Origin of the sequence: Azospirillum oleiclasticum (assembly GCF_013423485.1) — a bacterium.
Taxonomy (GTDB): Bacteria; Pseudomonadota; Alphaproteobacteria; order Azospirillales; family Azospirillaceae; genus Azospirillum; species Azospirillum oleiclasticum.
On the sequence record NZ_JABFFR010000025.1, the window covers coordinates 231,586 to 246,163 of the forward strand.

Below are 14,578 nucleotides of genomic sequence, written 5' to 3' on the forward strand. Positions count from 1 at the left end.
GGCGCGCCTCAGCCCGGCGGTGGTGGTGACGGGCGGCGCAGCACCGCCAGCGACTGGCCCAGCGCGTGCCCGTTCCAGCGCGGCTCGTCGGCGTCCACGATCTCCACCACCTCCAGCCCCAGCTTCTCCGCCCACAGGCGGATCACCGGCCGCTCGATGAACATGTTGAGATGCGGCAGCGTGGACCGGCGCTGCCCCTCCACCGTCTCCGCGAAGACCGCCCAATGGCCGGCGCAGCCGAATTCCAGGAAGGAGAACAGGATCCGCCCGCCGGGCCTGGCGATCCGCGCCAGCTCCTGCAGGTAGAGATAGGACTCCGCATGCAGCAGGTGGGTGAAGACGCTGAAGGCGCAGCACCAGTCGGCCGCCTCGTCGATCACCGGCAGCGTCAGCGCCCGGTTGAGCCGGAAGCGGTAGTGCGCCGGTGCCTTGGTCGCGGCGTAGTCGAGCAGGTCCTGCACGATGTCGATGCCGAGATAGGCAATGGGCCGCCGCTTGCCCAGCGCGTGTGCCAGCCGGCCGCTGCCGCAGCCGAAGTCGAGCACACCGTCGCCTTCGCGCAGGCCATAGTGGTCGAGGATGTCGGCCTCGATCCCGCCGAAGCGTTCGTAGCCGCCGCCGACCGCCCGGCTCATGGCCTCGTCGATCGGCAGGCGCTCCTTCAGCGAAGCGACGAGCCGGACGTAATCCTCGACGAAATGGAAATCGGCCACAGGTCCACTCTTCCACCGGGTGAGGCGCCGAGACGGCACCGGACGCGCACTGTATGGGGTGGCCGCCCGGCCGCAAAGGGGTGAAAAAGCGGGGGAGGCCGGCCGGTGGACCGCCATTGTCGTTCGCCGGCGCACGGCATTGCGGTATGAGAGCCCATCGCACACACGCGGACACGAAAGCACCTCATGCACCCGACCGCCACCGACGGACGCCTGCTGGACGCGTTCGTCCGGCATGTCTGTCCACCCATGATCGACGAGCCACATCGCCTGGGCCTCATCTGGGCACCGAAATCGGCCAGCGCGATCACGGCCCTGTGGTTCTTCGCCGCCACCGGGCGGGTGGACGCCGCACGGGCCGCCGACACCTGGCCGCACGACGAACGTATCCGGCAGTTCCATGACGCCGGCGGCTTCCATGCGCACGCGCGCGTCCTCGGCCAGCCGGATTTCCGCTGGATACGGGTGATCCGCGATCCGTACCGCCGCGCCGTTTCCATGTACCGCCACGCGCTGAACTACGGGAACCTCGATCAGCGCATCGGGGCGTTCCTCGCCCGTCCCTTCCAGCCGGGGCACGGCTTCTCCTTCATGGAAATGCTGGGCTACATCGCCGACGAGGACCCGCAGCGGCTCGACCCGCATTTCGCCCCGCAATGGCACCCGGTGGAAGGGATGGTGACGGTCGACCGCGTCATCAACGCCGACCGGGAGGACATCGTCGCGGCGCTGTCGTCGCTCGAGGAGACGTACGGTCTGGCTCGCACGGACCTCGGTGCCCTCGCCGCCCGGAATTCGCAGCTGGTGGATCATGTCGCGAAGGTCGATCGCCATATCCACGATGCCCATGTCCGGGCGTTTCCACGGGCGGGCCATTTCGACGGGTGGCCGGACTTCGCCTCCTTCATCAACCCCGACTCCGCCGCGATGGTCGAGCGCATCCATCGCATCGATTTCGAGGCGTACAGGGCCTATCTCTGATCGCCGCCGCAAGGGGCATCAGTCCGGAAGCGTTGGCGGCGGTTCCGCCGGGAGCGCGATGACGATGCAGGTTCCGGCGTCGTGCAGCCCCGACCGGGCCTCGATGGTCCCGCCATGCGCCTCGACGATGGCGCGGGAAATGGCGAGGCCGAGGCCGGTGCCGGCCGCCTGCCCGTCGCCGCCCTGCACGCGGTAGAACATGTCGAACACCCGTTCCCGGTCGGCCTCCGGGATACCGCGCCCGCGGTCGCAGACCTCGGCGACGACGCGGCCGTCCTGGCGCCGCGCCCAGACCGTGACCGTGGTGTCCTTGGGCGAGTATTTGCAGGCGTTGTCGATCAGGTTGAAGAACACCTGTTCCAGCAGCACCGGGTCGGCGCGCAGCAGCGGCAGGCCGGGTTCCAGGTCCAGCCGCAGCCGGTGCCGGCGCAGGATGCGGCGGGCACGTTCCGCCGCCGCCCCCACCACGTCGGCCAGATCCACCCAGTCGGCCTTCGGCCGCAGCGCGCCGGAGCTGATCCGCGTCATGTCCAGCAGGTTCTGCACGAAGCGGTTGAGACGCTCCGCCTCGTCCTGGATGGTCTGCACCAGATCGAGCCGCTGCGCCGGCTTCAGCGTCTCGTCGTAGGTGTAGAGGCTGGTCGCGGCACCCAGGATCGAGACCAGCGGCGTGCGCAGATCGTGCGACAGGGACGACAGCAGGGCGGCGCGCAGCCGCTCCGTCTCCGCGTCGAGCCGCGCCTTCTGGATGTCGCCGACCAGCGAGGTCCGCTCCACCGCCACCGCTGCCTGACTCGCCAGCGTGTCGATGAGGCGGCCCTGTTCCGGTGACAGCAGGGGCTGCCCGCTCCGGATCTGCACCCCCAGCACCCCGACCGGCCCGTGCCCGGTGCGCATGGGCAGGAAGAACCAGTCGGCCGCGGGCAGCGTGGTGGAGCCGCGGCCGGCCGGGCTGCCGTGGTCCCACGCCCATTGGGCAGCGGCCATCGATTTCTCGTCCAGCGTGTCCTCCGGCGGGTAGCCGGCCTTGACCACCAGCCGCCCCTCCTCCGGCATCAGCACCAGCGACCGCCCGTCGACCGACGCGGCCACATGGTGCACCACCGCCCACAGCACGTCGTCCAGGGAGGCGGCGGCGGCGACCCGCCGGTTGAAGTCGTACAGGTTGGCGGTGCGGCGCGCGCTGACCCGCGCCACCTCCACCTGCGCCCGCACCCGCGCGGCGAGGTTCGATGTGATCACCGCGGCGATCAGGAAGAAGGCGACCGTCAGGATGTTCTGCGGATCGTTGATGGCGAGCGTGTAGCGCGGCTCGGTGAACAGGAAGTTGAAGGCCAGGAAGCTCAACACCGAGGCGTAGATGGACGGCGCCAGCCCCGACCGGATCGCCACCAGCAGAACGCCGACGAGGTAGACGACCGAGACGTTGGGCAGCGGCAGCCAGCGGTCGATCAGGGCGCCGAAGGCGGTCGCCGCCGCCACGATGAGCGTCGCCAGCGCGTAGGCCGGCCAGTCGCGGGCCGCCGGCCATGCCATGGCCTCCGTCGTCGCCGGCGCCGTCGCGGCCTCGTCCCCGGCGGCGACCACCAGCACGTCGAACCGCCCCGCGCGCGCCAGCAGATCCGCGGTGGCGGAGCGCAGGAACCCGCGGGTCCAGCGGCGCGCCCCGGCCCGCCCGACGACGATCTGGCTGACGTTGCGGCCGCGGGCGAAGGCAAGGATCTCATCGACCACCCGCTCCCCCTGCACCACCGCCGTCTCGCCGCCGAGCTGCTCGGCGAGGCGGAGTGCGGCCGCGATGGCGTCCTTGTCCGCCTCGCGGCGGGAGGTGCTGCGGTGCGTTTCCACATGCAGGGCGACCCAGGGGGCGTCGCGGCGTTCCGCCGCGCGCTTGGCGGTGCGCACCAGACGCGCCGCCTCCGGCCCGTGGCCGATGCACACCAGGATGCGCTCGCGCGTCGGCCAGGGGCCGGCTATGGCGTGCGAGCGCATGTAGCGGAGCATCTGGGAATCGACCCGCTCCGCCGCCTGCCGCAGCGCCATCTCGCGCAAAGCCGTCAGCGTGCCCGGCGAGAAGAAGCGGTCGAGCGCGCGGCGCGCCTGCTCCGGCACATAGACCTTGCCGTCGGCGAGGCGGCGGATCAGCTCCTGCGGCGGCAGGTCGATCAGCTCGATCTCGTCGGCCTTCTGCAGCACGCTGTCGGGCAGGGTCTCGCGCACGCGGATGCCGGCGATGCGCTCCACCACGTCGTTCAGGCTTTCCAGATGCTGGACGTTCAGCGTGGACGACACGTCGATGCCGGCGTCCAGGATCTCCTCCACATCCTGCCAGCGCTTGACGTGGCGGGAACCGGGGATGTTGGTGTGGGCCAGTTCGTCCACCAGCACGAGCCGCGGCCGGCGCGCCAGGACGGCGTCGAGGTCCATCTCCTCGAACGCCTTTCCGCGGTAGGAGACGGTGCGCAGAGGCACCCGCTCCAGCCCCTCCAGCAACGCCGCCGTCTCCACCCGGCCGTGGGTCTCCACCACCCCGACCACGAGATCCACCCCCTCGCGCCGGCGCGCCTGCGCGCCCTCCAGCATGGCGAAGGTCTTGCCCACGCCGGGCGCCGCCCCCAGGAAGATCGTGTGCCGCCCCCGCCGCTCACGGTTCGCCTCCTCCAGCAGCGCATCGGGGGAGGGGCGGGCGTTGGGGTCGTCGTGGGGCATGGGCGTTCCGGTCAGGGCCGTCGGGTCAATAGCGTAGAGAATGTCGCGGGACGGTGGTACCGGCTATTGGCCGATCCTCGCCAGCCCGCCCGCCGGAGCCAGCCCGTCCAGCTCCAGATTGACCAGCAGCACGTTCACCCGCGGCTCGCCGAGCAGGCCCCATTGGCGGCCTTCGGTGTGGCGCTCGATGACCGCGCGCACAGTGTCGAGCGGCAGGCCGCGTGCCTTGGCGATGCGGGGGGCCTGCCACAGGGCGGTCGCGGGCGACAGGTGCGGGTCGAGGCCGGAGCCGGACGCGGTGACCAGCTCGGCCGGCACCACACCGGGGGAGTCGGGGTTGGCGGCCCTCAGCGCCGCGACCCGCGCCGCGACCCGTTCGACCAGCGCCTTCGACGTCGGCCCCAGGTTGGAGGCGCCGCTGGACGCCGCGTCATAACCCTCCCCCGCCGCCGAGGGGCGGGGCTGGAGATGGTCCGGTCGGGTGAAGGGCTGGGCGATCAGGGTGGAACCGACGGTGGTGCCGCCGCGCTCCACCAGGCTGCCGGCCGCCTGCCAGGGGAAGAGCAGGCCGGCGAGGCCGGTCACGGTCAGCGGGTAGACGAGGCCGGTCAGCACGGTCATGACGACCAGCAGGGAGACGGCCGGACGAAGGTCCTTGAGCATGATGGGTTCCTCCCGCGCGGGCGGTCAGGCGAGGCCGAGAAGGGTGACGAGCAGGTCGATGGCCTTGATGCCGACGAAGGGCACCACCAGACCGCCCAGCCCGTAGACCAGCAGGTTGCGGCGCAGCAGCGCCGCGGCACCGGCCGGACGGTAGGCCACACCCTTCAGCGCCAGCGGGATCAGCGCCACGATGATCAGCGCGTTGAAGATGATGGCCGACAGGATGGCGCTTTCGGGGCTCGACAGCCCCATCACGTTGAGCGGTGCCAGTTGCGGCAGGGCGGCCACGAACAGGGCCGGGATGATGGCGAAGTATTTCGCCACGTCGTTGGCGATGGAGAAGGTGGTCAGCGCGCCGCGGCTCATCAGGAGCTGCTTGCCGATCATCACCACCTCGATCAGCTTGGTGGGGTCGCTTTCCAGGTCGACCATGTTGCCGGCCTCGCGCGCCGCCTGGGTGCCGGTGTTCATGGCGACGCCGACGTCGGCCTGGGCCAGCGCCGGCGCGTCGTTGGAGCCGTCGCCGCACATGGCGACCAGCCGCCCTTCCGCCTGGAAGCCGCGGATCAGCTCCAGCTTGCGTTCGGGCGTCGCCTCGGCCAGGAAGTCGTCGACCCCGGCCTCGGCGGCGATGGCGGCGGCGGTCAGGCGGTTGTCGCCGGTGATCATCACGGTGCGGATGCCCATGCCGCGCAGCGTGTTGAAGCGCTCGCGGATGCCGGGCTTCACGATGTCCTTCAGGTGGACGACGCCCAGCACGCGGTCGTTCCGCGACACCACCAGCGGCGTGCCGCCGGCCTTGGCGACCCGCTCGACCGCCAGCGTCAGCTCCCGCGTGACGCTGTGCGCACCGGCGCGGGCGAGGATGCTGTCGGGCGCGCCCTTGCGCAGCCGGGTGCCGTCCGGCAGGTCGGCGCCGCTCATCCGGGTCTGGGCGGTGAAGGGGATGAAGTTCATGCCCGCCGGCGCGGCCGTGTCGAGGGCGAACCTCTCCCGCGCCAGCGCCACGATGGATTTTCCCTCCGGCGTGTCGTCGGCCAGCGAGGACAGCATGGCTGTTTCCGCCAGCGCGCGCTCGGCCACGCCGGACACCGGCAGGAATTCCGCCGCCTGCCGGTTGCCCAGCGTGATGGTGCCGGTCTTGTCCAGCAGCAGCACGTCGATATCGCCCGCCGCCTCCACCGCCCGGCCGGATTTGGCGATGACGTTGAAGCGCACGAGGCGGTCCATGCCGGCGATGCCGATGGCCGACAGCAGCCCGCCGATGGTGGTGGGGATCAGCGTGACCAGCAGCGCGCACAGGAACACCACCGGCACCGTCACGCCCATGTAGCCGGCAAAGGCCGGCAGCGTCACCACCACCAGCAGGAAGATCAGCGTCATGCCGACCAGCAGGATGGTCAGCGCGATCTCGTTGGGCGTCTTCTGGCGCTTGGCGCCCTCCACCAGCGCGATCATGCGGTCGAGGAAGCCGGTGCCGGGGTCGGCGGTGATGCGCACGACGATGCGGTCGGACACCACCCGCGTGCCGCCGGTGACGGCCGAGCGGTCGCCGCCGGATTCGCGGATGACCGGGGCGGATTCGCCGGTGACGGCGCTCTCGTCCACGGTGGCGATGCCGGACACCACGTCGCCGTCGCCGGGAATGAGGTCGCCGGTCTCGACCAGCACATGGTCGCCGACGCGCAGGGACGGGGCGGGCACCATGTCCCAGGCGAGCGCGTCGGCGGTGGCGAGCTTCTTCGCCGGGGTCTCGCTGCGGGTGCGGCGCAGGCTGTCGGCCTGCGCCTTGCCGCGCCCCTCGGCGATGGCCTCGGCGAAGTTGGCGAACAGCACGGTGAACCACAGCCACGCCACGATCTGCGCAGGCACGGCGACCGGCCCGGCGCCGGTGACGACCTCGCGGACCAGCAGCACCGTGCACAGCGCGGCGGCGGCGGCGGTGACGAAGATGACCGGGTTGCGCAGGAGCTGGCGCGGGTCCAGCTTGGCGACGGCGGAGACCGCCGCCGGGCGCAGGATCGCCGGATCGAACAGGGCGATGTCACGGGAACGGTGGATCATGGGGGTCCGTCCTCAGAACAGGGTGCCGGTGCCGAGCAAGAGCTGCTCGGCGACCGGGCCGAGGGCCAGCACGGGGAAGAAGGTGAGCCCGCCGACAATCAGGATGACGCCGACGAGAAGCCCGACGAACAGGGCGCCGTGGGTCGGGAAGGTGCCGGCGCTGGCCGGCACGGCGCGCTTGGCCGCCAGCGACCCGGCGACGGCGAGGGCCGGGATGATCACCAGGAACCGCCCGATCAGCATGGCGAGGCCAAGCACGCTGTTCTGGTAGAGCGTGTTGGCGCCATAGCCGCCGAAGGCCGAGCCGTTGTTGCCGGTGGCCGATGCGTAGGCGTACAGGATCTCCGTCAGCCCGTGCGGGCCGCCGTCCTGCACCGAGGCGAGCCCCACCGGCAGCACCGCCGCCAGCGAGCCGAGGCCGAGCACGCCCACCGGCGTCACCAGCACCGCCAGCACCGCCAGCGTCACCTCGCGCGCCTCGATCTTCTTGCCCAGATACTCCGGCGTGCGGCCGACCATCAGGCCGGCGATGAAGACGGTGACGATGACGAACAGCAGCATGCCGTAGAGGCCGGTGCCGACACCGCCGAAGATCACCTCCCCCAGCAGCATGTTGACCAGCGCCACCAGCCCGCCCAGCGGCATGAAGCTGTCGTGCATGGCGTTGACGGAGCCGTTGGAGGCCGCGGTGGTGGCGACCGCCCAGAGGGCGGAGTTCACCACGCCGAAGCGCATCTCCTTGCCTTCCAGATTGCCGCCGGCCGGATCGACGCCCAGCGCGGCGAAGGCCGGGTTGGGCTGCGCCTCCGCCCACCACGCCACGGCGATGCCGGCGACCAGCACCACCGCCATGGCGGCGAACAGCGCCCAGCCCTGCCGGCGGTCGCCGACCATGCGGCCGAAACTGTCGGTCAGCGCCGCGGCGATCATCAGGATGAACAGCATCTCCACGAGGTTGCTGACCGGCGTCGGGTTCTCGTAGGGGTGGGCCGAGTTGATGGAGAAGAAGCCGCCGCCGTTGGAGCCCAACTGCTTGATCGCCACCTGCGAGGCCACCGGCCCCTGGGCGATGACCTGCCGGCCGCCCTCGACGGTGGTCGCATCGACATGCGCCAGCAGCGTCTGCGGCACCCCCTGCCACACCAGCACCAGCGCCGAGACCAGCGCCAGCGGCAGCAGCACGTAGAGGACGATGCGGATCAGGTCGCTGTGGAAGTTGCCGATGGTGGGCGACGAGCGGCGGGCGAAGCCGCGCACCAGCGCCGCCAACACGGCGATGCCGGTGGCCGACGACAGGAAGTTCTGCACGGTCAGCCCGGCCATCTGGCTGAAATGCGACAGCGTAGTCTCACCGCCATAGGCCTGCCAGTTGGTGTTGGTCATGAAGCTGACCGCCGTGTTGAAGGCGAGGTCGGCCGGCACCGCCGGCAGACCCGCCGGGTTCAGCGGCAGCCACGCCTGCGCCCGCAGGATGGCGTAGAGCAGCAGGAAGCCCAGCAGGTTGAAGGCCAGCAGCGACAGGGCATAGCCGGTCCAATGCTGCTCCTCGTCGGGGCGGATGCCGCACAGGCGGCACAGCCCGCGCTCCGCCGGCCCGAGGGCGGGGGTGAGCAGCGTGCGCTCGCCGGACAGCGCCCGCGCCATGAAGCCGCCCAGCAGCGGCGTCAGCGCCACCAGCAGGGCGAGGAAGACGAGGATCTGGAGAAGGCCCGCGGCATCCATGGGATGTCCCCCTCAGAAACGGTCGGGATGGATGAGGGCGTAGGCGAGGTAGCCGAGCAGCGCCGCGGCCACCAGCCCGCCCAGGACGAGATCGACGGTCATGGCGACACGTCCTCCCCCGCTCACAGCCGGTCGAGCGCGCGCACGGCCAGTGCGCACAGCCCGAAGAAGGCCAGGGTGGCGAGGGGAAAGAGAAGGTCGAACACGGGTGCGGTCCTCCGCTGTTGCGCGTGTGGCATCCTCCTCCCGGCCCGCGTAAAGGGTCGATGCGGATTTCGGTGGGGCGCATAAAGGCCGCGTAAAGACGCCGCCGCTGCCCTGGCGCGGCGGAGGAGGCATCGATGACCGGTCGGTTCCACAGCACGGCGGACGGCATCCCGGCGGAGCCCGGCGCCTATGTCCTGCTCGTCACTCTGGCGGAGGGGGTGGAGGTCCGCCTGCCGGGCCGCGCACCCGTGGTGCTGGCGGCCGGCCGTTATCTCTACTGCGGCAGCGCCCGCGGCCCCGGCGGCCTGCGCGCGCGGGTCGGCCGACACATGCGCCGCGACAAGGCGGTGCGCTGGCACATCGACCGGCTGACGCTGGCCGGCCGGGTGGCGGGGGCTTGGGTCTTTCCCGGTGGCGACGAATGCGCGCTGGTGGCCGGGCTGTCCTCCCTGCCGGTGCCGCTGCCCGGCTTCGGCAGCAGCGACTGCCACCGCTGCGCCAGCCATCTGCTGGCCTGGCCGGAGGGTGTCGGGCTGGACCTGGAACGGTGGACCGGCGGGGCGCCACCCCCGCCGGTCCCCGCCGTCAGGACACCACCCGGATGTCCGCCGCGGTGATGGTTCCCGCGGCCAGGTAGGCGAGCGACACCGCGGCCCCGATCCCGCTGCCATCGGCGTCGTAGGACAGGATCCGCGTCGTTGTGTCGAAGACGAACCGGTCGTCGGCATCCGCCGCGGCGTTCAGTGCGAAGCGCTCGGGATCGAGCGTGCCCACCGGCAGGCTTCCGAAGGCCGTGCCCACCACTTCGATCCGGTCGATGCCGGTCTGGAAGTCGGTGATGGTGTCGGTGCCGACGGTAGGGTCGGTGATCAGGAACGCGTCCGCCCCGGCACCGCCGGTCAACGTGTCCTGGCCTGAGGAGCCGAACAGGGTGTCGTCGCCGGTCGTCCCGTCATACCGGCCGAGCGGAACCCCATCGGCGGCGAAGACGCGGGTGTAGACGTTGACGTTGTCCTGGGTGGCGGAGGACGAGCCGTTGGTGTTCATCCAGGCCGTCACGAAGCCGCCGTCGGGTCGCGCCGCGACCACCGGGAACGCGAGAGGGACGCCCATGTCGTCGATGCGGAAATCGTCCCCGAGCGCCACAGCCTCGGCGTCGAAGCGCCGCGCGCGGATTTCCCCGCCATAGGTGCCCGTGGCGCTGCCCGACGTCCACACCGCCACGAAGCCGCCGTCCGCCAAGCCGGTGACGTCGGGAAGGAACTGGTCGCCACACGCCATATCGCCGAGCCACCGCTCGTCGGTGCGCGCGCTGCCGTCGGCGTCGAAGACCCGCCCATACACCCCCACCCCGCTGCCATCCTGCCCCTGCGACTGCCACACGACCACCCAGCCGCCATCGGCCAGCGCCGTGATGGAGCTATTGCTCTGCCCGTCGAGCGTGACCATGTTGACCCGCACCTCGCCACCCACGCGCGCTCCTTGGTTCGAGAAGCGCTGCTGGTACACGTCCGCGTTTCCGCCCGCGTGGAGCGAGGTCCAGCTCACCACCCAGCCACCGTCGGCCAGCGCCGTACTGTGCTGTTGGTATTGGGCATTGGTCGTCTGGGTGTTGACCTGCTCCTCGCTGCCCAGTTTGGTCCCATTCGCCGCGTAGCGCTGCTGATACACACCCCAGGAGTCGCCATCCTGCTCCTCGGACCACCAGTTCACCACCCATCCACCGCCAGTCAGCGCCGTCACATCCGAAAAATTCTGCTGACGCGCGATGGTGCTGTTGACCCGTGCGGGATCACCGACCTTGTTGCCCTCATTGTCGAAGCGTTGCTGAAAGATGTTCCAGGTCAATCCGTCTTGGAACGTGTCCCAGGTCGCCAGGAAACCACCATCGGACAGCGCCGTCAGGCTGGGGCGGATCTGGTTGTTCGTGGTGTTCGAAGGGATCGTGATGACACCCCCGACGGCCGTGCCGTCCGCAGTGAATCGCTGCGCCGACACGCCCGTGCCCGACCCGTCCGACTTGCGGCCATACGCAACCACGTAGCTACCATCCGACAGAACCGCCAAAGCCGCCGGACCCTGCATGTCCACATTCGCGACTGTCGCGTTCACCTTACGGGTCGTTCCGGCGACGATCGCAGGTCCCACCGGCGTGGACAGGACTATGTCAACCAGCACAGTCGTGTCGGACGTGGCGCCATGCTCATCCATGACGGTGTAGCGGAAGCTGGCCGTACCGCTGAAGCCAGCTTCCGGGGTGAAGAGGATGTTCCCCTGGTTGTCACGGCCCACCGTGCCGTGTACGGCGTCGCCAACGTCGCTGATGGACAACGTCGCCGTCTGGTCGGCATCCTCATCGTTGGTCAGCAGGGTCGCCTCATCGATGACCGCCTGGATGCCGGAAACCGCAACGATGGCGTCCGCCCCCGCGACCGGCGCGTCGTTCCGACCCTGCACCGTGACGGCCAGTGTCTGCACGACCGACGCCGCGCCGTCGCCGATGCTGTAGCCGAAGGTCACCGTCTCGCTCTCGCCGACACCGAGGTCGTTGAACTGCCCCGGGTCCAGCGTCAGCACGCCACCCGTGCTGCTGAAGGACACGGCCCGTCCGCCGGTCCGCGTTACCCCGGTTACCGACAGCGTGTCGCTCGTGTCGGGGTCGCTCGCCCCCTGCAGCAGGTCCACCAGCAGCGGGCCGGCATCCTCGTTGGTCGTGACGGTCAGCGGCCCGGTCAGCACCGGCGCGTCGTTGCGCCCCGCCACCGTCACCGTCAGGCTGCGGGCCGTGCTGTCGGTGCCGTCGGACACGCCGAAGTCGAAGGTCAGGTCCGCCGTCTCCCCGGCGGCCAGGAAATCGAGCTGCGCCGGGTCCAGCGTCAGCACGCCGCCGGCCAGCGAGACCGTGACCGGCGCACCGACGGTCTGGGTTAGCCCGGTCACCGACAGCGCGTCGTTCTCGAAATCCCACACCCCGGCCAGCAGGTTCACCGACAGCGGGGCCGCGTCCTCGTTGGTGGAGGCGGTCAGGCCGCCCGGGACCACCGGCGCGTTGTTGTGGTCGAGATGCACCAGCATGTTGGAGAACTGCGCGTACTCCACGCCGGTCAGCGTGTCCGTCCCCTCCCCCGTCGCCGCGGGCGCCGCGATGGTCCAGGTCGTGCCGGTTTTGGTCGCCACATAGTCGCGCACGGAGCCCAGATAGACCGCCGTGTCGGTGCCGCTGCCGCCCACCAGGCTGTCGTTGCCGCCGCGGCCCTGCAGCGTGTCGTTGCCGGCGCCGCCGTCGATCCGGTTCGCCCCGCCGTCGCCCAGCAGCGTGTCGGCCCCGTTGCCGCCGGTCAGGTTCTCGATGCCGGTCAGCGTGTCGCCCGCCGCATCGCCCGCCGTGCCGCCGCCGTCCGCCAGATCCACCGCCACCGACGCCCCGCTGGTCGCGTAGCTGGCCGTGTCGGTGCCGAGGCCCCCGTCCAGCGCATCGGCACCGGCACCGCCGATCAGCGTGTCGTTGCCGTCCAGACCCGTCAGCGTGTCGGCCCCGGCGTTGCCGTTCAGCACATTCACCCCGGCGTCGCCGGTCAGCGCGTCGGCGCCATTGCCCCCGGTCAGATTCTCGATCCCGGTCAGAACGTCGCCCGTGGCGTCGCCGCCCGACGCCGTGCCGGCCGTCAGGTCCACCGCCACGCCGGCGGCGGCGCCCGCGTAGCTCGCCGTGTCGGTCCCGAGGCCGCCGTCCAGCGTGTCGGCACCGGCACCGCCGGTCAGCGTGTCGTTGCCGCCCAGCCCGGACAGCGTGTCGTCGCCCGCCTGCCCGGTCAGCGTGTTCGCCAGCTCGTTGCCGGTGCCCGCGAAGGACCCCGTGCCGGTGAACACCAGCCGCTCCAGGTTGGCCCCCAGCGTCCAGGCCGCCAGCGCCGTGCGAACCTCGTCGCTGCCCTGGTTCGCCGCCTCCGTCACCACGTCGCCCAGGCTGTCCACGATGAATATGTCGTTGCCGGCGTTGCCGATCAGCGTGTCGTCGCCAAGCCCGCCGTCCAGCGTGTTGTTGCCGCCGTTGCCGGTGATCACGTTGTCCAGCTCGTTGCCGGTGCCGACGATCGATCCGGACCCGGTCAGCACCAGCCGCTCCAGATTCGCCCCCAAGGTCCAGGAGACGCCGCTGCGCACGGTGTCCGTGCCCTCGCCCACCGCCTCGACCACCTGATCGGCGGGGCTATCCACCACATAGGTGTCGTCGCCAAGCCCGCCGGTCAGCGTGTCCGCCCCGGCGCCGCCGTCCAGCGTGTCGGCGCCGTCCAGCCCGGTCAGCAGGTTGGCCGACGCGTTGCCGGTGATCACATTGTCCGCCGCGTTGCCGGTGCCCGTCGCCGCGGTCCCCGTCAGCGTCAGCGCCTCGAACCCGGCGGCGAGCGTCCAGGACACGGCACTCCGCACCGTGTCCGTGCCCTCGCCGGGCTGCTCCACCAGAAGATCAGCGGCGTCGTCCACCACATAGGTGTCATCGCCGAGGCCGCCGGTCAGCGTGTCGGCGCCGAGCCCGCCGTCCAGCGTGTCGTTGCCGTCCAGGCCCGCCAGCGTGTCCACCCCGGCCCCGCCGGTGATGGTGTTGTCCAGCGCGTTGCCGGTGCCGGCGAAGTCACCCGAGCCGGTGTAGGTCAGCCCTTCGACATGATCCGCCAGCGTGTGGGCGGCCAGTGTCGTGTGGACCGCGTCCACCCCCTCGCCCGCCAGCTCGACCACCACGTCGCCGGCATCGTCCACCAGATACAGGTCGTTCCCGAGGCCGCCGACCAGCGTGTCCGCGCCAAGGCCACCGTCCAGCGTGTCGGCACCCGCCCCGCCCGACAGGGTGTCCGCACCCGCACCGCCGGTGATGACGTTGTTCAGCGCGTTGCCGGTCCCGGAAAAGGACGCGGAACCGGTGTAGGTCAGCCGTTCCACGGCGTCGGCAAGCGTCAGCGCCGCGAGCGCCGTGCGGACCTCGTCGGTTCCGCCGCCGGCCTGCTCCACCACCACGTCGCCGGTGTCGTCCACCAGATAGACGTCGTCGCCGAGACCGCCGGTCAGCGTGTCGGCGCCAAGCCCGCCGTCCAGCGTGTCGGCACCGGCGCCGCCGGTGATGACGTTGTCTTGCGCGTTGCCGGTGCCGGTGAAGGATGCGGAGCCGGTGTGGGTCAGCGCCTCGACATGGTCGCCCAGCGTGTACGTCGCCAGCGTGGTGTGGACCGCGTCCGCCCCCTCGCCCGCCAGCTCGACCACCACGTCGCCGGCATCATCAACCAGATAGACGTCGTCGCCGAGGCCGCCCACCAGCGTGTCGGCGCCCAGCCCGCCGTCCAGCGTGTCGGCACCGGCGCCGCCGGTGATGACATTGTCCAGCGCGTTGCCCGTGCCGGTGAAGCCGGCCGGGCCGGTGTGGGTCAGCGCCTCGACATGGTCACCCAGCGTGTACGTCGCCAGATCCGTCCGGACCTCATCCCACCCCTCGCCGGCATTCTCGACCAGCTGGTCGAGCGGGTTGG

Annotated in this window: 9 protein-coding genes; 2 read left to right on the top strand and 7 right to left on the bottom strand. The window is 71.0% G+C overall.

What is annotated here, in order from left to right; genetic code table 11:
* Window positions 1-8 precede the first annotated feature (8 nt).
* Window positions 9-713, bottom strand: coding sequence for a class I SAM-dependent methyltransferase (locus HL658_RS23930; protein WP_211109829.1), 705 nt, complete (start codon window positions 711-713; stop codon window positions 9-11).
* Window positions 714-899: 186 nt separating this feature from the next.
* Between HL658_RS23930 and HL658_RS23935 the strand changes: the two genes are divergently transcribed.
* Window positions 900-1,694 carry a sulfotransferase family 2 domain-containing protein gene (locus tag HL658_RS23935; RefSeq protein ID WP_180284391.1) on the top strand — a complete coding sequence of 265 codons (795 nt, stop codon included), beginning with the start codon at window positions 900-902 and terminating at the stop codon, window positions 1,692-1,694.
* An 18-nt stretch (window positions 1,695-1,712) separates the two neighbouring features.
* On the opposite strand, the gene HL658_RS23940 is transcribed toward HL658_RS23935, so the two are convergent.
* The 5 genes from HL658_RS23940 to kdpF form a co-directional block, all read right to left on the bottom strand.
* Window positions 1,713-4,403, bottom strand: coding sequence for a sensor histidine kinase (locus HL658_RS23940; RefSeq protein WP_180284392.1), 2,691 nt, complete (start codon window positions 4,401-4,403; stop codon window positions 1,713-1,715).
* Window positions 4,404-4,466: 63 nt separating this feature from the next.
* The gene (gene kdpC, locus HL658_RS23945) at window positions 4,467-5,066 is read right to left on the bottom strand and encodes a potassium-transporting ATPase subunit KdpC (RefSeq protein ID WP_180284393.1); all 600 of its coding nucleotides are present in this window, start codon (window positions 5,064-5,066) and stop codon (window positions 4,467-4,469) included.
* 24 nt (window positions 5,067-5,090) lie between these two features.
* Complete coding sequence (gene kdpB / locus HL658_RS23950; protein ID WP_180284394.1) at window positions 5,091-7,130, bottom strand: potassium-transporting ATPase subunit KdpB; 2,040 nt, start codon at window positions 7,128-7,130, stop codon at window positions 5,091-5,093.
* 12 nt (window positions 7,131-7,142) lie between these two features.
* Window positions 7,143-8,852, bottom strand: a complete 1,710-nt coding sequence (gene kdpA, locus HL658_RS23955) for a potassium-transporting ATPase subunit KdpA (RefSeq protein WP_180284395.1) — start codon at window positions 8,850-8,852, stop codon at window positions 7,143-7,145.
* A 12-nt stretch (window positions 8,853-8,864) separates the two neighbouring features.
* Window positions 8,865-8,954: a K(+)-transporting ATPase subunit F gene (gene kdpF / locus HL658_RS23960; RefSeq protein WP_180284396.1), complete on the bottom strand. Its 90-nt coding sequence runs from the start codon at window positions 8,952-8,954 to the stop codon at window positions 8,865-8,867.
* 239 nt (window positions 8,955-9,193) lie between these two features.
* Between kdpF and HL658_RS23965 the strand changes: the two genes are divergently transcribed.
* Complete coding sequence (locus HL658_RS23965) at window positions 9,194-9,676, top strand: GIY-YIG nuclease family protein (protein WP_180284397.1); 483 nt, start codon at window positions 9,194-9,196, stop codon at window positions 9,674-9,676.
* Here HL658_RS23965 and HL658_RS37310 read toward each other — a convergent pair.
* The coding region (locus HL658_RS37310) for a beta strand repeat-containing protein (RefSeq protein WP_180287671.1) at window positions 9,645-14,578 on the bottom strand (4,934 nt) is incomplete at its 5' end. The genes HL658_RS23965 and HL658_RS37310 overlap by 32 nt on opposite strands.